Here is a 20,158-nt window from a genome sequence, read left to right on the forward strand (position 1 = left end):
CACGCTACCACCAACAAGGGGCGGCGTGGGGGAGTTGTGTGACCTGTGCCGCAACGGGGCGGTGGCCTATGATCGAAGGCCGCTCGAAGGGGGCAGGGCATGGATCCGCAGATCGCCGATCTCGCCAGAACGGCGGGCACCACGATGGTCACGCTGATGACCACCAGCGCCTGGGAATCGGCCCGCGACGGCCTGGTCGGCCTCTGGCGCCGCTTCCAGCCCGCCCGGGCCGACGGCATCGCCGAGGAGTACGAGGCGGCCCGCGCCGATCTGCTCCTCGCGCACGAGGCGGGCGACGAGGACTCCGCGTCCGAACTGGCCGCCGAATGGCAGGGCCGGGTGCGGCGCCTGCTGGTGGCCCAGCCGGAGGTGGCGGACGAACTGCGCCGCATCCTCGACGACCTGACCCCCGCCCTCCCCGAACCGTCGTCCGCCGTCGGCGAGATCCACATGACGGCCGAGGCGTCCGGCAGCGGCCGGGTCTACCAGGCGGGTCGCGACCAGCACATCACCGAGCGATGAGGGGGCCCGGGCCGATCGACGGCCGCGCGTCGGGCCAGGGCCGGGTCTTCCAGACCGGCGGCGACCAGTACATCGAGGAACATCACCACCACTACGAGCCCGGCGCGACCCCGCTGCTCGCCCCGGCCCCGGCCGCCCCCCGGGACATGACCGCCCCCGACTCCGTCCGCGTACCGCTCGTCGGCCGCGCACCGGGCATCCTGCGGGACCGCGCCGATCTCATGGAGCGCTTACGAGCGGCCGTCACCGGCCCCGGCGGCGACGTTCACGTCCTGCACGGCCTGGGCGGCTGCGGAAAGACTGCGGTGGCCCACGCCCTCTTCACGGAGGCCGTCCGGGACCACGGCCGCATCGGGCTCTGGGTGAACGCCTCCGAACGGATCTCCTTGCGCGCGGGCATGCTCGCCGTGGCGGGTGACCGCGGCGCGACCACCGGAGAGCTGGCCGCCGCCTCCGGCGGCCAGCGCGCCGCCGCCGACCTGGTCTGGCACTACCTGGACCACTCGGCCCAGCCCTGGCTGCTCGTCCTCGACAACGCGGACGACCCGGCGGTGCTGGAGGAAGGCGGCTGGCTGCGTAGCAGCCCGCTCGGCACGGTCCTGGTGACCACCCGGCACGCGACGTCGCCCCTGTGGCGCGGCACCGGCGCCGCCCGGCACCCCGTCGGGGTGCTGCCGGAGACCGACGCCGCCCAGGTCCTCTGCGACCTGGCCCCGGACGCCGGTACCGTCGAATCGGCGCAGAAGGTGGCGCGACGGCTGGGCTGTCTGCCACTGGCCCTGACCCTGGCGGGTTCGCATCTGTCGCATCAACTCCTGGAGTCGTGGTCGATGGACGAGTACGACCGGAAGCTCAGCGAGGATTCGACGGCCCTCGTGGACCAGGGCGCGGCGGGCACCGGCAGCAGCCAGTCCCGCCATCTCGTCGGCCGCACCTGGCAGTTGTCCCTGGACGCCCTCGCCGACCAGGGCCTCCCGGAGGCGACGACCCTCCTGCGACTGCTGTCCTGCTGGGCGGCTGACCCGGTGCCGCTGTCCCTCCTGATGCCGGTGGCCCGGGGCGAGCTGGCTCTCGACCACCTCGACCCAGATCGCGTCGAGCCTGCCCTGCGCGGATTGCTCGACCACTCGCTGATCGGCATGGTCGAGGCGGACGGCCGTCGGTGTCTGCACGCGCATGGTGTCCTGCTGGACAGCGTCGCGGCCGGGGTTCCGGACGGCGAGCGTGCGCCGCTGACCGAGGCGGCAGGGCGGCTGCTGGAAGTGGCGCTGCCACCGGAGGATGACGCATCGACACAAGCCCGCTCCGAGTTACGGTTGCTCGCGCCGCATGCCTCCCGGCTGTTCCACATGTCTCCGGGAGAGGAATCGGCCCAACTCGCGGTGCGTGTCGCGCAACAGGTGTATGAAGCGGGGGGCTATGCGATAGCGCTGGCCACTTCACGGGCCATCGCCGACAAGGCGCAGCAACTCCTCGGGGAGGAGCACCCCGTGCTCCTCAGTGCACGGGCCGTGGTTGGGCAAGCGCTGTTCCGCTTGGGGCGGTACACCGAGTCGGAGGCATTGCTAAGGAAGGTCCTGGAGAGCCGTGAGCGGCTCCTTGGCCCCGATCACCCGGACACTCTGCGCAGCTGCGTTGCTCTGTTCTTTCCGCTCTGCTTGCCCGGCAGCGAAGAGGAGGCTACTTACTGGCTGCGACGTGCAATCGACGGACAGCGAAGGGTGCTCGGTGAACACTCTGCGGAGACATTGTTCAGCCGGGTCACGCTCCTAGAGGTCCTGCCGCAGATCGGCGACGCGGAGGAATTTGATGAAGAGGCTCGGGTCATTGAAGTCTGTGAGCGCTTCCTGCCGCCCGATCACCTTACGACCGTCATGGCCCACCATGATTACGGCGATGGGCTGCGGGTGTTCGGGCGATTTGCCGAAGCTGAATCAGTGGCCCGTCGTGTGCTGGCGGATCGCATCCGCCTCCAGGGACACGACCACCCGCTGACCCTCGCAGCTTTGAGCCTCACTTCTCGGGTCGCGCATGGGCTGGGCAACCTGGACAAGGCTATCGCCGCAGTCCAGGAGCTCATCGAACGCCGAGAACGGGTGCTCGGCACCGAGCACCCGTTCGTCGTGGAAAACCGGAAGGAGCTGGCCCGCTGGCAGGCCGAAGCCGAAACCCAGCCCTGACCTACCGTCAGTGCCGCCCCGCCACCGCCCGCTGCCGCGCGTAGCCGATCGCGGCGAGCACCGCCGTCATGCCCAGCGTGAAGTACAGCTGCGTACTCGTGTCGTCCTCGCGCAGCATCAGCAGCAGGACGGCGACCGTCGCGGCCAGAGCGACGTAGGTCAGGTAGGGGAAGAGCCACATCTTGACCACCAGCTTCTCCGGGGCCTCACGCTGAAGGCGCCTCCGCATCACGAGCTGGGAGACGGCGATGAAGCCCCAGACGACCAGCACCGCGGCGCCGACCATGTTGAGGAGCCACTTGAAGATCGTGTCCGGCCACCAGTAGCTCAGCAGCACCGCGACGAAGCCGAAGAAGGACGACGCGAGGACGGTGAGGCGGGGGACGCCGCCGGAGACGCGGCCGAGGAAGGCGGGGCCCTCGCCGCGGACGACCAGGGAGTAGGACATGCGGGAGGCGCCGTAGATGTTGGCGTTCATCGCGGAGAGCAGGGCGATCAGCACGATGACGTTCATGATGTCGCCCGCGGCCGGGATGTCCAGGTGGTCGAGGACGGCCACGTACGGGCCGTCCTTGACCACCGACGCGTCGTTCCACGGTATGAGCGTGACCACGACGACCATCGAGCCGACGTAGAAGAGGGCGATGCGCCACATCGCGGTGCGCACGGCGCCCGCGACGCTCTTGACCGGGTTCTCCGACTCGGCCGCCGCGATCGTCACCGTCTCCAGGCCGCCGTAGGCGAAGACGGAGGCGAGCAGGCCGACGACGAGGCCGTTCGCGCCGTTGGGCATGAAGCCGCCCTCGCCGGTGAGGTTGCTGCTGCCGGGGGCGTCGGTGCCGGGCAGGACGCCGAGGATGGCGAGGACGCCCAGGATGAGGAAGATGCTGATCGCGGCGATCTTCAGCGCGGCGAACCAGAACTCGAACTCGCCGAAGTTGCTGACGGCCGCGAGGTTGGTGCCGCAGAAGATCGCCATGAAGACGGCGACCCACATCCAGGAGTCCGTGCCGGGGAACCAGTGGACCATGATCCCGGCCGCGCCGATCGCCTCGGCGGCGATGCCCACGCACAGCAGGGTCCAGAACATCCAGCCGACGGTGAATCCGGCCCACGGCCCGATCGAGCGCTCGGCGTGCACGGAGAAGGAGCCGGAGGCCGGGTTGGCCGCCGACATCTCGCCGAGCATCCGCATCACGAGCATCACGAGCAGCCCGGAGAGCGCGTAGGCGAGGATGATCGACGGCCCTGCGGCGGCGATTCCGGCACCGGAGCCGACGAACAGCCCGGCGCCGATCACCCCGCCGAGGGCGATCATCGACAGATGGCGCTGCTTGAGGCCGTGCGAGAGCGGGCGCGAAGCGTCCGCGCCCGCGTCGGTCGCCTCGGTGCCGCTCTGCGGCGCTGAGGACGCAGGTGTCGGGTTCATGGCTGGTCTCTGTCCCTTGTGTGAGGGGCGGGCGGATGCAAAACGACCCCAGTGTGAGGTGTGCGTCCGATCAGGACAACATTGATGTCAAACTTTTCTGGATATCGGACATGATGGTCACGCTCCGTATCACGCCAATCCGCGCACCGATTTATGCGCCAATCTGCCGAAGCCGCCAAGCCCGGCGCCCGGGCTTTGTGACGATCCGATGGTGTGTGGTGGCTTCGTGCCGGGTTACCGTCGCGTAGTCCACCCCTCCTGACCTCGGAGTTCCGCTGATGAGCACAGTTTCTGCCGCTTCCCCGACCGGTACGGTCCTCGCCGACGCGGTGTTCCCCGCCCGGCGCGTTCTCGTCCGTGACGCCGCGCTCGTCGTGGGCGGCGCCGCGCTGACCGGCCTCGCCGCGCAGATCTCGGTGCCCGTCCCCGGCTCGCCGGTGCCGGTGACCGGCCAGACGTTCGCCGCGCTGCTGGTGGGCACCTCGCTCGGCGCCCGCCGGGGCTTCCTGTCGCTCGCGCTGTACGCGCTGGCCGGGATGGCGGGCCTGCCCTGGTTCGCCGAGGGCGCCTCCGGTGCCGCCATGCCGTCCTTCGGCTATGTGCTGGGCATGCTGCTCGCCGCGACCGTGGTGGGCGCGCTGGCGCGGCGCGGTGGCGACCGCGGGGCGCTGCGCACCGCGGGCACCATGGCGGTCGGCTCCGCGATCATCTACGCGGTCGGCGTCCCGTATCTGGCGCTGGCCACGGGCATCTCCCTTGGCCAGGCGGTGGCCGCCGGGCTGATCCCGTTCCTGGTCGGGGACGCGCTGAAGGCCGCACTGGCGATGGGCGCGCTGCCGGGGGCCTGGAAGCTGGTGGGGCGTCGCGGCTGAGGCGTCGCGGCTGAGGCGTACACCCTCAGTCGGTACGCGTCGGGCGGGCTGGTTCTCCAGCCCGCCCGTTCGCGTATCCGTTGCCCGGCGTTACGGAGCCACGGACTCGGACTCCTTGGCGGGGCTCCCGGCGGGGGCGCCCGGCTTGGTCCCGACGAGCCGGTCCCGTACCAGCGCGATGACCACCACGAGCGCCGCCGCCAGGGTGGACAGCAGCACCTGCTCGCGTCCGTCGTCGTCGGTGAGCATGTAGACCAGCACGAACGAGATCATCCCGATGGTCGCCCAGGTCAGATACGGGAAGCCCCACATCCGGACGACGAGCTTGTCCGGGTTCTCGCGCAGGATGATGCCGCGCATCCGCAGCTGGGTGAAGCAGATCACCAGCCAGACGAAGAGCGCGACCGCGCCCGAGGAGTTCAGCAGGAAGTCGAAGACCGTGTCCGGCCACTGGTAGTTGAACCAGACCGCGATGAAGCCGAAGACGACCGAGCCGAGGATCGCCGCCTGCGGCACACCGCGCGTGTTGGTCCTCGCGAACGCGGCCGGGGCGTCGCCGCGCTGGCCGAGCGAGAAGGCCATCCGGGAGGCGGTGTAGAGGCCGGAGTTGAGACAGGAGAGCACGGCGGTCAGCACGATGACGTTCATGACCTGACCGGCGTGCGGGATGCCGATGGAGTCGAGCGCGGCGACGTAGCTGCCGTCCTTGGTGATCGACTTGGCGTCCCACGGCAGCAGGGTGACCACGACGAAGATCGAGCCCAGGTAGAAGACCGCGATACGCCAGATCACGCTGTTGGTGGCCTTGGAGACGGCCCGCTGCGGGTCCTCGGACTCACCGGCGGCCAGGGTGACGATCTCACTGCCCATGAAGGAGAAGACGACCAGCAGCACCCCGGTGAGGATCGCGCCCGGCCCGTTGGGCAGGAAGCCGCTGTGGTCGGTGAGGTGGGCAAGACCCGCGCCCTCGTTCTTGGAGCCGGGCAGCAGACCGAAGACCGCGAGCCCGCCGATGACGATGAAGGCGGCGATCGCGACGACCTTGATCCCGGCGAACCAGAACTCGAATTCACCGTAGGAGGAGACCGAGACCAGGTTGGCGGCGGTGAGCACGACCATCACGATCAGCGCCCAGCCCCACTGCGGTACGGCGGGCCACCAGCCCTCCAGGATCTTGGCGCCGGCGGTCGCCTCGACCGCCAGCACCACGACCCAGAAGAACCAGTAGAGCCAGCCGATGGAGAAGCCCGCCCAGCGGCCGAGCGCGCGGTCGGCGTAGGCGGAGAAGGAGCCGGACGTCGGGTTCGCGGCGGCCATCTCGCCCAGCATGCGCATCACGAGGACGACCATGAGGCCGACGAGCGCGTAGGAGACGAGAATGCCCGGTCCGGCCTTGGCGATACCGGCGCTGGAGCCGACGAACAGCCCGGCGCCGATCACCCCGCCAATCGCGATCATGGACAGATGGCGGTTCTTGAGCCCGGCCTTCAGCCCGTCCGGGGAGGTCGCTGGTTGTGCGCTCATATGGCTCGATCCTTTGCTTCCGGGGTAGGAGCGACGCCAGTGAATCTCAGGGGAACCGCCAGGTGAACCTTCGATTCCAAATTGTTACTTGAGGTTTCCATGAGGTTCCTTGGTGTTGCTAAGTAATCACAGTGCGCCTACCCGGCTCGGCGGTAACGACACAGCCGTGCCACACTCAGGGCATGCGCGTGTACCTCGGCTCCGATCATGCCGGATACGAACTGAAGAACCACCTCGTGGAGTGGCTCCGGGCGGGCGGTCATGACCCCGTCGACTGCGGCCCGCACATCTACGACGCCCAGGACGACTACCCGCCGTTCTGCCTGCGCGCCGCCGAGCGGACCGCCGCCGACGCCGACAGCCTCGGCATCGTGATCGGCGGCTCCGGCAACGGCGAGCAGATCGCGGCGAACAAGGTCAAGGGGGTACGCGCCGCGCTGGCCTGGAGCGAGCAGACCGCAGCCCTCGCGCGCGAGCACAACGACGCCAACGTCCTCAGCGTCGGCGGCCGCATGCACACCCGGGAAGAGGCGACCAAGTTCGTCGAGATCTTCCTGGCCACCCCGTACTCGGGCGAGGAGCGGCACACCCGCCGCATCGCCATGCTCGCCGACTACGAGACCACCGGCGAACTGCCGCCCATCCCGGCCCACCACCCCGCCGGCGACTGATGCCCGAAGGGCACACCATCCACCGACTGGCCGCCGACCACCTCGACCGGTTCGGCGGCCGGCCCGTCCGTGCCGCCAGCCCCCAGGGCAAGTTCGCCGACGGGGCGGCCCTCGTGGACGGGCAGGCGCTCCAGCACGCCGAGGCGCACGGCAAGCACCTCTTCCTGGACTTCGCCGCCACCGGCTGGGTCCATGTGCACCTCGGGCTCTTCGGCAAGTACACCTTCGGCCCGGCCCCCGCCCCGCCGCCCACCGAGACCGTACGGCTGCGGCTGGCGGGCCCCGGCGGCTACGCGGACCTGCGCGGGCCGACCGCCTGCTCCCTGATCACCGACGGCGAGAAGCAGGCCATCCACGACCGCCTCGGGCCCGATCCGCTGCGCCCCGACGACGACGGCGACGCCGCTTGGGCCCGGATCTCCCGCAGCCGGGTCAGCGTGGCCGCGCTGCTCATGGACCAGAAGGTGGTCGCGGGCGTCGGCAACGTCTACCGCGCAGAGGTCCTGTTCCGGCACGGCATCGACCCGTACCGCCCGGGCCGCGGGCTGGCCCGCGCCGAATGGGACGCCATCTGGGCCGATCTCGCGGAGCTGATGCGCGAGGGCGTACGGAACAACCGGATCGACACGGTCCGCCCCGAGCACACCCCCGAGGCCATGGGCCGTCCGCCGCGCGTCGACGACCACGGCGGCGAGGTCTACGTCTACCGCCGGGCCGGGCAGCCCTGCCATGTGTGCGGCGGTGAGATCCGTACCGCAGGACTCGCCGCCCGGAACCTGTTCTGGTGCCCCGCTTGCCAGCAGTTGTAAGGGCGGCCTCCGGGGCGGCCATGAGCCGCGGCGGCCGACGCCCCGTCAGAACCCACGGCATCCCGGGCCGCCGGCCGAGCGCTCGCATTCGGTCAACTCCCGCCGGACCGCGGTTTTCTCCGGCGGCCGGGGTACACCACCGAGAGCGAGTGGTAGCTTTCCGTACCAATCATCCCAAACAGCAGATCGGGCACCCCCGGCTCCGCGCTCATATCCCCATCCCCAGCAGCGGTTTCCCGTACACCCGCACGAATATCGCTTACGATTGCCCCCCTGGCTGGGTGGTTCAACGCGCCACGAATCGACGCGCGTCCGAACGGGTGGGTAGGGTCCCGATGCAATGACTGGCGGCGCGGACACTCCGACGGCCCGGATGCGCAAAGCTCTGCACCGGGCTCGCACAGGCGTGCGCAAAGCCGGAGTCGACTACTTCCGCGGCGAGGGCTCCGATCGGCTCGCCCTCGCCCTGCTGCTCCTCGCCGTCCCCGCCATCGCCGGCGGCACCATCGCCACCCCCGACTGGTGCGCGCCCTCCGCCCTCGTCCTGCCGATCGTCGCGGGCGGGCTGCTGCTGCGCCCCGCCAGCCTGCTCGCCCTGTACGCGGCCGCCGCCACCGCCCTCATCGTGGAGTCCGCCGTCCTCGGCCCGTACACCGAGGAGGACACCTCCGCGCGGGTCACCCCCGGCACCATCCTGGTGGTCGCCGCGGTCGGCTTCTCCGGACTGCTCATCGCCCAGTTCCGCAGCCGCGTCGGCGTGCCCTGGCGGCGCGGCGGCACCATGCTCTTCGACCTGCGCGAACGCATCCGCGTCCAGAGCAAGCTGCCCGCCCTGCCACGCGGCTGGCACCGCGAGATGGCCCTGCGCCCGGCCGGCGGCCAGTCCTTCTCCGGCGACTTCGTGGTCGCCGCCCGCACCGGCAACGGCGGCCGCACTCTCGAAGTCGTCCTCACCGACGTCTCCGGCAAGGGCATGGACGCCGCCTCCCGCGCCCTCCTGCTCTCCGGCGCCTTCGGCGGTCTGCTCGGCTCGCTGCCCCCGCACGGCTTCCTCCCGGCCGCCAACGGCTATCTGCTGCGCCAGGACTGGGAAGAGGGCTTCGCGACCTCCGTCCACCTCGTACTCGACCTCGACAGCGGCGACTTCGAACTCTTCTCGGCCGGTCATCTGCCCGCGCTCCAGCTCAGCGCGGGGACCGGCAAATGGGAGGAGAAGTCCGCGGACGGCCCGCTGCTGGGCGTCTACGACGGCGCCCAGTTCGACCCCACCAAGGGCACCCTGCGCCCCGGGGACGTCCTGATGCTGTTCACCGACGGCCTCGTGGAGACCGCCGACCGCGACATCAGCGAGGGCATCGACCACCTCACCGGCGAGGCCGACCGCTATGTCTCCTCCGGCTTCCAGGGCGCGGCCTGGCACCTGATCGAGACGGTCGCCAAGGACGTCAACGACGACCGCGCGCTGCTGCTGATCTGCCGCCAGTAGGGCCGTCCCACCGGGGACTGACGGGGGGTTAACCCCACCTCGGTACGGCGGTGACCGCCATGGCTCCGGGGCATCTCCGATCCCTACCGTCGTAGGACATCGGGCGAACTCCCAGAAGGGCCACCACCATGCGGCTGCGCAAGCGGCGTACGACAGCGGCGCACCCGGCGCCGCCCCCCGCCCCTGCTGCCACCCACGCCGTCGAACTCCACGGCGTCCAGCGCCGCTACGGCCGCGGCGGCAACGCCGTGCACGCGCTGCGCGGCATCGACCTCGCCCTTCCGCGCGGCAGCTTCACCGCCGTCATGGGCCCGTCCGGCTCCGGCAAGTCGACGTTCCTCCAGTGCGCCGCCGGTCTCGACCGGCCGACCGCGGGGTCCGTCATGCTCGGTGGCACCGAGATCACCGGACTGAGCGAGAACAAGCTCACCACGCTGCGCCGCAGCCGCCTCGGCTTCGTCTTCCAGGCCTTCAACCTGCTGCCCTCCCTCACCGTCGAGCAGAACGTGCTGCTCCCGATGCGGCTCGCGGGCGCCCGCCCCGACCGCCACCGGGCCCATGAGGTCCTGGCGCAGGTCGGGCTGCACGAGCACGCCCGGCGCCGCCCGGGACAGCTCTCCGGCGGGCAACAGCAACGAGTGGCCATCGCCCGCGCCCTCGTCACCCGCCCCGACGTCGTCTTCGCCGACGAGCCGACCGGAGCGCTGGACACGGTCACCGCCGCCGAGGTGCTCGGGCTGCTGCGGCACGCGGTGGACGCGCTCGGCGCGACCGTGGTGATGGTCACCCACGACCCGGTGGCCGCGAGCTACGCCGACCGGGTGCTCTTCCTCGCGGACGGCGCGATCACCGACCGGCTCACCCATGCCCCGGCGCACGAGATCGCCGACCGGATGACCCGGCTCACCGCCCGCACCCCCGCCGCCCCCGCCGCCCTCGCCGCCGTCCGGTGAGGGCGCTGACCAACGGACTGGCCCGCGCCTCCGTCCGCTTCAAGCCCGCCGCCTTCGCGGGCACCTTCGTCGCCCTGATGATGACCGCGATGATCGTGTCCGCCTGCGGCATCCTGCTGGAGACCGGCGTACGGGCCTCCGTGCCGCCCGAGCGCTACGCGAGCGTCCCGGTCGTCGTCGCCGCCGACCAGCGCGCGCACCACATCGTCGGCCACGGCGAGGAACGGGAGGACGAGTCCGAACCGGTCCCCGACCGGGCCCGGCTCGACGCCGCGCTCGTCACCACCGCCGCCCGCACCCCCGGAACGGCGGCCACCGCTCCCGACACGACCTTCCCGCTGCGTACGGGAAGCGCCCCGAAGAGCGCGGGCGCACTGACCGGCCACGGCTGGGGAGCGGCCCCCTTCACCGGCGTGACGCTCACCACCGGCACCCCGCCCCGGGCCGCGGGCGACGTCGTGCTCGACGAGGCGGCCGCCCGCGCGACGGGCACCGGGGTCGGCGGCCGCGTCACGGTGGGCGCCCCGGACGGCAGCCACACCTTCCGGGTGTCCGGCACCGCCCGTACCGCCCGCGGCGCCGGGGGCGGGCCCACGGCCTGGTTCACTGACGCCCGCGCCCGGGCCCTGTCCGGCCACCCCCGTACCGTCGACGCGATCCTCGTACGCCCCGGCCCCGGCCCCGGCACCGGCCCGGACCGCCTGGCAGCCCGCCTGAAGACGGCGTACGACAAGACCGCACACGGCAGCTCCGTGCGCGTGCACACCGGCGACGGGCGCGGCGCGGCCGAGAACCCCGCCATCGCCGGGACCAGGGAGCTGCTCACCGCCCTCGGCGGCTCCTTCGGCGGGATCGCCACCACCGTCGCCGTCTTCACCGCCGCGGGCACCGTCGCCCTCTCCGTGGGCCAGCGCGCCCGGGAGGTGGCCCTGCTGCGCGCCATCGGCGCCACCCCGCGCCAGATCCGCCGCTCCATCGCGGCCGAGGCGCTGCTCATCGCCCCGCTCGCGGGCGCGCTCGGTTGCCTGCCCGGCATCGTCCTCGCGCACTGGTGGTTCGGACAGCTGAAGGACAAGGGCGCGATCCCCGCCCCCGTGGAGCTGGCGGTCTCCTGGATTCCGCTGGTCAGCGCCGTCGGTGCGGGACTGGTCAGCTCGCTCCTGGCGGGCCTGATGGCCGCCCGCCGCCCGGCGCGGATCAAACCCGGCCAGGCGCTCGGCGAGGCGGCGGTGGAGCGGATGCGCCCCGGGGTGATCCGCACCCTGCTGGGCGCGGCGGCCCTGGTCGGCGGCTTCGTGCTGGCCGGGTTCGCCGCGTCGGCCTCCGGGGAGGACGCGGCCAACACCGCGCTCGGGATCGTGATGCTGTTCATGCTGGCCGTGGCCCTGCTCGGCCCGCTGATCGCCCGGCTGTGCGCCTGGCTTATCGGGCTGCCGCTGCGCGCGGGCGCCGCCCCGGCGGTCCTGGCGTCGGCCAACACCCTGGCCAACGCGCGCCGACTGGCCTCCGCGATCACTCCGATCGTGCTGGCCATCGCGTTCTCCTCGACGCTCGTCTTCATGCACACCAGTGAGGACCGCGCGATGGCCGGACAGCGGCGCGCCGGGATCGTCGCCGACCAGGTCGTCTCCGCACCCGGCGGCCTCCCGGCCGACACGGCCGACCGCGCCGCCGCCGTACCGGGCGTGGCCGAGGCGGTGGGCGTGCTGCGCACCGGGGTGCTCGTCACGGCGGGCTCCTCGCTCCAGGGCGAGACCGCCCAGGGCGTCTCCGGCACCGGTCGCGCGCTGGCGGCCGTACAGGACCTGGACGTCCGCACCGGCCGCCTGGCGGGCCTGGGGCCGGGCCGGGTCGCGGTGGACGCGATCCTCGCGGAGTCCGCGCACGTCAGCGTGGGCGACCGGCTGCGGCTCCGCTTCCCGGACGGCACCAGGGCCGCGCCCGAGGTGGTCGCGACGTACGGCCGGGGCCTGGGCCTCGCGCGGATCACCCTGCCCCGCGCGGCCCTGGCGGCCCACGTCACGTCGTCCTACGACGGCGACGTGCTGGTACGGGACGACGCGGGCGCGGACCGCGCGGCCGTCGCGGAGGCGCTCGGCAAGCGGCTCGGCGAGCGGGTCACAGGACGGGACGGCTACGCGGCCGCCGAGGACCGCGACCGCGCGCTCAACGCCTGGTCCAACACCACGATGGCCTGGGTGCTCGGCGGCTTCGCCGCGGTCGCCGCCGTCAACACCCTGGTGATGACGGTCCTCGACCGCCGCCGGGAACTGGGCACCCTGCGCCTGATCGGCTCGACCCGGCGGCAGGTGCTGGGGATGCTGCGCTGGGAGGCGCTGCTGGTGGCCACGGCCGGGGTCGCGCTGGGCACGGCGATCGCCCTGGCCACGCTCGTCCCGATGGTGCGCGGGCTGACCGGCGGAAGCCCGTACGTCCCGCCGCTGACCTACGTCGGGTTCGTGGCCGCCGCCGTGGCGCTCGGGCTCGCGGCGACCGTCCTGCCCGCCCGGGCGGCGCTGCGCCGGGAGACACCGGGGCGGGGGCGGTGAGACAGCGAAAGGGGCCGGGACCGTGGGGAAACGGTCCCGGCCCCTTCGGGCGGTCGTCGAGCGGGCGGTGGGCGAACCGTCAGGCGGCCGTGCGGTGCCGGGCCTGCTCGGTGGCGTTCTTGCGGAAGGCCCACGTCATCTTCGGCTCCATCGCGAAGCGGAAGGCGCGCTGCACCGGCGGGGTGCACAGCACGGTGACCACGGTGGCGGCGACGACGGTGACGGCGATCTCACCGAGCGGCTTGTGCACCCACCCCGCGTCGAACCAGCCCCAGAAGCGCGAGCCCTTGGCGAGGAAGCCGTGCAGCAGGTAGCCGTACAGCGTCCCGGCGCCCAGCACGGTGAACCACATGTGCCGGCGCGGCACCCAGGCGAAGAAGCACGCGGTGAGCACCATCGAGCAGCCGAACATGGCCAGCGTCATCACGGGGCCGGTCCACGCCGGGGCGTGCAGCTCCTGGACGCTGTCGCGGTGGTAGAACCAGGCCGAGTTCATCCGGGGCGCCGCCCAGTAGGCGAACAGCAGGGCGCCCGCGAAGATCGGCACCGACGCGATCCGCATCTTGCGGCCCCGCATCATCTGGAAGTGCTCGGGCTTCATGCACAGGCCGATGACGAAGAACGGCAGGAACTGAAGGACCCGCTGGAGGTCGAGGTCGTCGCCGATGTCGGGCGAGACGGAGGCCAGGGTGGCGATCGCCAGCGAGAGCGGGACCGGCCAGCGCACCAGCTTCCAGATCGGCGTCGTCAGCCGCCACACGAACAGCGCGACCAGGAACCATGTCAGGTACCAGGGGTCGAGCAGGCTGATCGGGTGGCCCGGGTCGTCGTCGGCCCAGCGCTTGAAGAAGCTGTAGGCGACCTCGAACAGCACATACGGCACCGCGACCCCGGTGATGAGCCGCTTGAGCCGGTCCGGCCGCATGTCGAAGCTGCGGGAGAAGAAGCCGGAGATGATGATGAAGGCCGGCATGTGGAAGGTGTACACGGTCATGTACAGGGCTTCCGCGGTACGGCTCGAATCGGTGAGCGGCTCCCACGAGTGGGCCATCGCGACCAGCACGATCGCGAGGTACTTCGCGTTGTCGAAGAACGCGTCCCGCTGCTTCGGCTTCTGCCCGGCAGGGGCGTCGGCGGGCGGGGTCGCCGGACGCCCTGCTTCTTCGCGCTGCGGCGTGGGGGGCGCTCCGGCCTCGGCCTCACGGGCCGGGGGGAGCGGGGACCGCTGGGAACCGTGCGGGCGCAGGGAGTTGGTCACAGGCCCTCCCACCAGGAGCTGGGGGAGAGCACCCGGGACCGCACTGCGCGTGGGGGAGAGATGGCAGCGTGGAACATCTAAGGCACGATAGCGCCGAAACCTCTATTGCGTAAAACCTCGGCCAGGTCTTCCCCAGTAATACGGTTCACACTCCGGCCGATAGCCGACCGTTATCAAGTCGACATAGCGATCCGGTTGTTCGATATGAGGAACCAGAGTGCCCGTTCTGTCGGGTTTCATCCCCCTTAAATGGTGCATATGCCCCTCAGGTGGCTCCGGTGGAATGTCTGATTCATGGAAATCGGAATTCCCTTCCGGGTTATGCGATCAGGTCGAAAATTGATCCACGGAAATTGTGGGGAGCGTCACCCGTGACCGCTCGTGTAAGGGATTTCTGACGGGGTACCAAAGGGTGGGTGTGGTGTGTGCCGATGCAGGTGATCACCTCACCCTGCTGCTGTGGAGCCGTAGTTGATGGCACGATGGTTGCAGCGGGGGTGTGCGAGGTCGCGTGCTTCCGGGGCCGGGTGAAGACATGAGCGACCGAGGAAGCGTGATCAGCTGTGGTCATTTCCCTGTCATTGGTGGTGCTGGTGGGGATCATCCTCGTACTGATGATCCGGGCCGGGAAGATGAAGGCCGGACCGGCGCTCGTCGCCGCCCTCTTCGGCTTCCTCCTGGCGTCCTCCGACCTCGCGCCGAACATCCAGGACTTCCTCGACTCGGTCGCCAGCTCCATCGGTGACATAAACCTGTGAAGACGCCGACGGCCCGGCGCTGGGGGAATCCCTGGCGCCAGGCCGTCGTACGTCGTGGAGCGGGCGACGGGAATCGAACCCGCGTAGCCAGTTTGGAAGACTGGGGCTCTACCATTGAGCTACGCCCGCACGCGCCGCGCATCGCCCGGGTGTGATCCCGGCCCGCGGCACGGGAAGCATCGTAGCGGGTTCAGGGCCCTTCCCGCACACCCTTGCCCGCCGGTGGAATAACGGGCGGCCGGGGCGTCCGCGGCCATGTACCCTACGTGTCGCACCGACGGGGTGTGGCGCAGCTTGGTAGCGCGTCCGCTTTGGGAGCGGAAGGTCGTCGGTTCGAATCCGGCCACCCCGACCATCCACAGGCGTCAAGATCGCGTTGTGGGCCGCGTCATGCTTGCGGTTACTATGCAAGCTGCGCGTCTGTGTCTTTCTTTACCGGGCGCGATCCGCTGCGAAGCATCAGTGCGAGGCAGCAGAACACCACACGTCAGCCCCAAGGAGACCGAACCGTGAAGAGCGCCGTGGAGAACCTGAACCCGACCCGGGTTCGGCTCACTGTCGAGGTGCCCTTCGAGGAGCTCAAGCCCAGCCTCGACGCGGCGTACAAGAAGATCAACCAGCAGGTCACGGTGCCTGGCTTCCGCAAGGGCAAGATCCCGGCCCGCATCATCGACCAGCGCTTCGGCCGCGGCGCGGTGCTGGAGGAGGCCGTCAACGACGCCCTTCCGAAGTTCTACACCGACGCGGTCAACGAGGGTGAGCTGAACCCGCTCGGGCAGCCCGAGGTCGACATCACCGAGCTCAAGGACAACGAGCTGCTGACGTTCACCGCCGAGGTGGACATCCGCCCGACGATCGAGATCCCGGACTACTCCGGCATCGAGGTCACCGTCGACTCCGTCGAGGTCTCGGACGAGGACATCGACAAGTCGGTCGAGCAGCTGCGCGACCGCTTCGCCACCACCAGCCCCGTCGAGCGCGCCGCCGCCGAGGGCGACATCGTCGTGATCGACCTGGAGGCCAAGGTCGACGGCGAGGTGCTGGAGGACGGCGTCGCCGAGGGCGTCACCTACACCATCGGCTCCGGTGAGCTGCTCGACGGCATCGACGAGGCCGTGACCGGCCTGGAGGCCGGTGGCACCGCCACCTTCACCTCCGAGCTGAAGGGCGGCTCCGCGCAGGGCAAGGAGGCCGAGGTCTCCGTCAAGGTGAACGAGGTCAAGGCCCGCGAGCTGCCTGAGCTGGACGACGAGTTCGCCCAGCTGGCCAGCGAGTTCGACACCCTCGAGGAGCTGCGCGACGACAGCCGCAAGCGCCTTGAGCAGTCGAAGAAGTACGACCAGGCCACCCAGGCCCAGGAGAAGGTGCTGGACGCCCTCCTGGAGCTGGTCGAGGTCCCGATCCCCGAGAAGCTGCTCGAGGACGAGATCCAGACCCGGAAGCACAACCTGGAGCACCACCAGCTCGGCCAGATGGGCCTGAACCTGGACTCCTACCTGGAGCTCCAGGGCAAGTCCGCCGAGGAGTTCGACGCCGAGCTCAAGGAGCAGGCCGAGAAGGGCATCCGGACCCAGTTCGTCCTCGACGAGCTGGTCAACAAGGAGAAGCTGTCCGTCGGCCAGGAGGAGCTCACCGAGCACCTGATGCGCCGTGCGCAGTCCTCCGGCATGAGCCCGGACCAGTTCGCCCAGCAGGTCGTCGAGGGTGGCCAGGTGCCGATGCTCGTCGGTGAGGTCGCCCGCGGCAAGGCGCTCGCCGTCGTGGTCGAGGCCGCCAAGGTCGTGGACGACAAGGGCGAGACCGTCGACCTGGACGACGAGGACGAGACCGCCGAGACGGTCGAGGCCGCCGCCGAGGGCACCGACGCGGACGAGAAGACCGCTGAGGCCGCCGAGGGCGCCGAGGAGGCCACGGAGGCCGCCGCCGAGGCCGCTCCCGAGCAGGAGAAGGCGCAGGACAAGGCCGAGGGCTGATCCTCGCCGCTCCCTCCAGAGCCCGTACGAACGGGCCCGAACGTCTGCACGCGTCCGGGCCCGTTCGTGTTCCGGGAAGTCCGCGGGCCCGCGAGGCCGGGGAACCTGCGCTCAGAGCGAACAGTTCCTGGTCCGGGATGGCGCCCGCCGACCAGCGCGTTAGGGTCCGTAGATACGAGGGCAGGGAGTCTCGCAGGCCCGCCGGATAGCACCGGCCGGCCCGTCCCCGAGCCCAGAAGAAGACGCTGAGACGGCCAGTCGCCGTCAGAGACGAGCAGGTGGATACGTGACGAATACGATGCCTTCCGCCGCCGGCGAGCCGACCGGCGGTGGCCTCGGCGACCAGGTCTACAACCGGCTGCTCGGTGAGCGGATCATCTTCCTCGGCCAGCCGGTCGACGACGAAATCGCCAACAAGATCACCGCGCAGCTGCTCCTGCTCGCCGCGGACCCGGACAAGGACATCAACCTCTACATCAACTCTCCGGGCGGCTCGATCTCGGCCGGCATGGCGATCTACGACACCATGCAGTTCATCAAGAACGACGTGGTCACCATCGCGATGGGCCTCGCTGCCTCGATGGGACAGTTCCTGCTGAGCGCGGGCACCCCCGGCAAGCGGTTCGCGCTGCCGAACGCCGAGATCCTGATCCACCAGCCGTCCGCGGGCCTGGCCGGTTCGGCCTCGGACATCAAGATCCACGCCGAGCGGCTGCTGCACACCAAGAAGCGGATGGCGGAGCTGACCGCCTTCCACACCGGTCAGACCGTCGAGCAGATCACCCGCGACTCCGACCGCGACCGCTGGTTCTCCGCCGACGAGGCCAAGGACTACGGCCTGATCGACGAGGTCATCACCTCCGCTGCGAACGTTCCGGGCGGGGGCGGCACCGGGGCCTGAGCCCCGCCGTCCCGTAGCCGACCTCCAGCCCTTTGATCGCCACAGGATGGTGAACACCCAGATGAACAACTTTCCCGGCAGCGGCCTCTACGACGGCCCGATGGCCGAATCGCGCTATGTCGTCCCGCGCTTCGTCGAGCGCACCTCCCAGGGTGTCCGGGAGTACGACCCGTACGCGAAGCTCTTCGAGGAGCGCGTGATCTTCCTGGGCGTCCAGATCGACGACGCCTCGGCCAACGACGTCATGGCGCAGCTGCTGTGCCTTGAGTCGATGGACCCGGACCGCGACATCTCGGTTTACATCAACTCGCCCGGCGGCTCGTTCACCGCGCTGACCGCCATTTACGACACGATGCAGTTCGTCAAGCCCGATATTCAGACGGTCTGCATGGGCCAGGCGGCGTCCGCCGCGGCCGTGCTGCTCGCCGCCGGTACCCCCGGCAAGCGGATGGCACTGCCCAACGCACGTATCCTGATCCACCAGCCCTACAGTGAGACGGGGCGGGGCCAGGTCTCCGACCTGGAGATCGCGGCCAATGAGATCCTGCGGATGCGGTCGCAGCTGGAGGAGATGCTGGCCAAGCACTCCACCACGCCGATCGAGAAGATCCGTGACGACATCGAGCGGGACAAGATCCTGACCGCCGAGGAGTCGCTGGCGTACGGTCTGGTCGACCAGATCGTCTCGACCCGTAAGACCTCGGTCGGCCTGGGCTGAAGCCCGGTCGGCCCGGCGCCCCTTGGACCAGTTAGGTCCAAGGGGGGCCCGAACCGGGGGCCCGGCAAGGTACCGTCATAGAGGGCTGGGGGCCGGCCCCCGGAAACATCAAGCGGAAAGCTCGCAGCGCAAGCACCCGGTTCCGCGGAGCAAAGCGGATCCAAGGCGAAGGGGAAGCACCTCGTGGCACGCATCGGTGACGGCGGCGACCTGCTCAAGTGCTCGTTCTGCGGGAAGAGCCAGAAGCAGGTGAAGAAGCTCATCGCGGGCCCTGGTGTGTACATCTGCGATGAGTGCATCGATCTCTGCAACGAGATCATCGAGGAAGAGCTGGCCGAGACCTCCGAGGTGCGGTGGGAGGAACTCCCCAAGCCGCGGGAGATCTACGAGTTCCTCGAGGGCTATGTGGTCGGCCAGGAGGCCGCCAAGAAGGCCTTGTCCGTCGCGGTGTACAACCACTACAAGCGGGTCCAGGCCGGTGAGAACGGCAGCCACAGCAAGGACGACGGCATCGAGTTGGCGAAGTCCAACATCCTGCTGCTCGGTCCGACCGGCTCCGGGAAGACCCTGCTCGCGCAGACCCTCGCCCGGATGCTCAACGTTCCCTTCGCCATCGCCGACGCCACCGCGCTCACCGAGGCGGGCTATGTCGGCGAGGACGTGGAGAACATCCTCCTCAAGCTGATCCAGGCCGCCGACTACGACGTCAAGAAGGCCGAGACGGGCATCATCTACATCGATGAGATCGACAAGGTGGCCCGCAAGAGCGAGAACCCGTCGATCACCCGTGATGTCTCCGGCGAGGGCGTGCAGCAGGCGCTGCTGAAGATTCTCGAGGGCACCACGGCGTCCGTCCCGCCGCAGGGCGGCCGGAAGCACCCGCACCAGGAATTCATCCAGATCGACACGACGAACGTGCTGTTCATCGTCGGCGGCGCCTTCGCCGGTCTGGAGAAGATCATCGAGTCGCGGGCCGGTGCCAAGGGCATCGGCTTCGGCGCCACGATCCGCTCCAAGCGCGAGATCGAGGCCAGCGACCAGTTCCAGGAGGTCATGCCGGAGGACCTGGTGAAGTTCGGGATGATCCCGGAGTTCATCGGCCGTCTCCCCGTCATCACCTCCGTCCACAACCTCGACCGCGAGGCGCTGCTCCAGATCCTGGTCGAGCCGCGGAACGCGCTCGTCAAGCAGTACCAGCGGCTGTTCGAACTCGACGGCGTGGAGCTGGACTTCGACCGCCCCGCCCTGGAGGCCATCGCCGACCAGGCGATCCTGCGGGGAACCGGAGCGCGCGGTCTGCGCGCCATCATCGAAGAGGTCCTGATGTCGGCGATGTACGAGGTGCCGTCCCGCAAGGACGTGGCCCGCGTCGTCATCACCGAGGACGTCGTCCACTCGAACGTCAACCCGACGCTGGTGCCCCGCTCGCGCGGCACCGAGCCGGGTGAACGGCACGAGAAGAGCGCGTGAGCGCCGCGTAGAGCGCATACGAAGAGGGCCCCGGTCTCTCCCCGGGGCCCTCTTCGTGTCCGAGGCGCTGTACGGCGCTCTGCGG

Annotated in this window: 16 protein-coding genes and 2 tRNA genes; 14 read left to right on the plus strand and 4 right to left on the minus strand. The window is 70.3% G+C overall.

What is annotated here, in order from left to right; all coding sequences use genetic code 11:
• Positions 1–99 precede the first annotated feature (99 nt).
• Positions 100–522, plus strand: coding sequence for a hypothetical protein (locus tag ACH4TL_RS20920; RefSeq protein ID WP_398316595.1), 423 nt, complete (start codon positions 100–102; stop codon positions 520–522).
• The gene (locus ACH4TL_RS20925; RefSeq protein WP_398316593.1) at positions 519–2,702 is read left to right on the plus strand and encodes a tetratricopeptide repeat protein; all 2,184 of its coding nucleotides are present in this window, start codon (positions 519–521) and stop codon (positions 2,700–2,702) included. The genes ACH4TL_RS20920 and ACH4TL_RS20925 overlap by 4 nt, the downstream gene beginning before the upstream one ends.
• Before the next feature lie 7 nt (positions 2,703–2,709).
• Here ACH4TL_RS20925 and ACH4TL_RS20930 read toward each other — a convergent pair whose 3' ends face one another.
• Positions 2,710–4,131, minus strand: coding sequence for an amino acid permease (locus tag ACH4TL_RS20930; RefSeq protein WP_398316591.1), 1,422 nt, complete (start codon positions 4,129–4,131; stop codon positions 2,710–2,712).
• Between the two features lie 278 nt (positions 4,132–4,409).
• Between ACH4TL_RS20930 and ACH4TL_RS20935 the strand changes: the two genes are divergently transcribed.
• Positions 4,410–5,003, plus strand: coding sequence for a biotin transporter BioY (locus tag ACH4TL_RS20935; protein WP_398316589.1), 594 nt, complete (start codon positions 4,410–4,412; stop codon positions 5,001–5,003).
• A 90-nt stretch (positions 5,004–5,093) separates the two neighbouring features.
• On the opposite strand, the gene ACH4TL_RS20940 is transcribed toward ACH4TL_RS20935, so the two are convergent.
• Complete coding sequence (locus ACH4TL_RS20940; protein ID WP_398316587.1) at positions 5,094–6,527, minus strand: amino acid permease; 1,434 nt, start codon at positions 6,525–6,527, stop codon at positions 5,094–5,096.
• A 182-nt stretch (positions 6,528–6,709) separates the two neighbouring features.
• Between ACH4TL_RS20940 and ACH4TL_RS20945 the strand changes: the two genes are divergently transcribed.
• From ACH4TL_RS20945 to ACH4TL_RS20965, 5 genes are all read left to right on the plus strand, one after another.
• Entirely contained in the window at positions 6,710–7,198 is a 489-nt protein-coding gene (locus ACH4TL_RS20945) for a ribose-5-phosphate isomerase (RefSeq protein ID WP_398316585.1), read from the plus strand.
• Positions 7,198–8,007, plus strand: a complete 810-nt coding sequence (locus tag ACH4TL_RS20950) for an Fpg/Nei family DNA glycosylase (protein WP_398316583.1) — start codon at positions 7,198–7,200, stop codon at positions 8,005–8,007. Before ACH4TL_RS20945 ends, ACH4TL_RS20950 begins: the two co-directional genes overlap by 1 nt.
• A 340-nt stretch (positions 8,008–8,347) precedes the next feature.
• The gene (locus ACH4TL_RS20955; RefSeq protein ID WP_398316581.1) at positions 8,348–9,493 is read left to right on the plus strand and encodes a PP2C family protein-serine/threonine phosphatase; all 1,146 of its coding nucleotides are present in this window, start codon (positions 8,348–8,350) and stop codon (positions 9,491–9,493) included.
• A gap of 128 nt (positions 9,494–9,621) precedes the next feature.
• Positions 9,622–10,446, plus strand: coding sequence for an ABC transporter ATP-binding protein (locus ACH4TL_RS20960; protein ID WP_398316579.1), 825 nt, complete (start codon positions 9,622–9,624; stop codon positions 10,444–10,446).
• On the plus strand, positions 10,443–12,995 hold the full coding sequence (locus ACH4TL_RS20965; protein WP_398316577.1) for an FtsX-like permease family protein: 2,553 nt from the start codon (positions 10,443–10,445) through the stop codon (positions 12,993–12,995). Before ACH4TL_RS20960 ends, ACH4TL_RS20965 begins: the two co-directional genes overlap by 4 nt.
• A gap of 79 nt (positions 12,996–13,074) precedes the next feature.
• Here ACH4TL_RS20965 and ACH4TL_RS20970 read toward each other — a convergent pair whose 3' ends face one another.
• Positions 13,075–14,253: an acyltransferase family protein gene (locus ACH4TL_RS20970; RefSeq protein WP_398316575.1), complete on the minus strand. Its 1,179-nt coding sequence runs from the start codon at positions 14,251–14,253 to the stop codon at positions 13,075–13,077.
• 563 nt (positions 14,254–14,816) lie between these two features.
• Between ACH4TL_RS20970 and ACH4TL_RS20975 the strand changes: the two genes are divergently transcribed.
• The gene (locus ACH4TL_RS20975) at positions 14,817–15,011 is read left to right on the plus strand and encodes a hypothetical protein (RefSeq protein WP_398316573.1); all 195 of its coding nucleotides are present in this window, start codon (positions 14,817–14,819) and stop codon (positions 15,009–15,011) included.
• 55 nt (positions 15,012–15,066) lie between these two features.
• Here ACH4TL_RS20975 and ACH4TL_RS20980 read toward each other — a convergent pair.
• A tRNA-Gly gene (locus ACH4TL_RS20980) sits at positions 15,067–15,140 on the minus strand.
• 149 nt (positions 15,141–15,289) lie between these two features.
• Here ACH4TL_RS20980 and ACH4TL_RS20985 point away from each other — a divergent pair.
• The 5 genes from ACH4TL_RS20985 to clpX all read left to right on the plus strand — a co-directional run bounded on the left by ACH4TL_RS20985 (position 15,290) and on the right by clpX (position 20,073).
• Positions 15,290–15,366: transfer RNA gene (locus ACH4TL_RS20985), tRNA-Pro, on the plus strand.
• A gap of 154 nt (positions 15,367–15,520) precedes the next feature.
• Positions 15,521–16,984, plus strand: coding sequence for a trigger factor (tig, locus tag ACH4TL_RS20990; RefSeq protein ID WP_398316571.1), 1,464 nt, complete (start codon positions 15,521–15,523; stop codon positions 16,982–16,984).
• A gap of 286 nt (positions 16,985–17,270) precedes the next feature.
• Positions 17,271–17,885: an ATP-dependent Clp protease proteolytic subunit gene (locus tag ACH4TL_RS20995; protein ID WP_079038502.1), complete on the plus strand. Its 615-nt coding sequence runs from the start codon at positions 17,271–17,273 to the stop codon at positions 17,883–17,885.
• Positions 17,886–17,946: 61 nt separating this feature from the next.
• Complete coding sequence (locus tag ACH4TL_RS21000; RefSeq protein ID WP_055553128.1) at positions 17,947–18,603, plus strand: ATP-dependent Clp protease proteolytic subunit; 657 nt, start codon at positions 17,947–17,949, stop codon at positions 18,601–18,603.
• Between the two features lie 183 nt (positions 18,604–18,786).
• Positions 18,787–20,073, plus strand: coding sequence for an ATP-dependent Clp protease ATP-binding subunit ClpX (clpX, locus tag ACH4TL_RS21005; RefSeq protein WP_123104843.1), 1,287 nt, complete (start codon positions 18,787–18,789; stop codon positions 20,071–20,073).
• The last annotated feature ends 85 nt before the right edge of the window (positions 20,074–20,158 follow it).

The sequence above is a fragment of the Streptomyces sp. NPDC021115 genome, assembly GCF_044333065.1.
Taxonomy (GTDB): Bacteria; Actinomycetota; Actinomycetes; order Streptomycetales; family Streptomycetaceae; genus Streptomyces.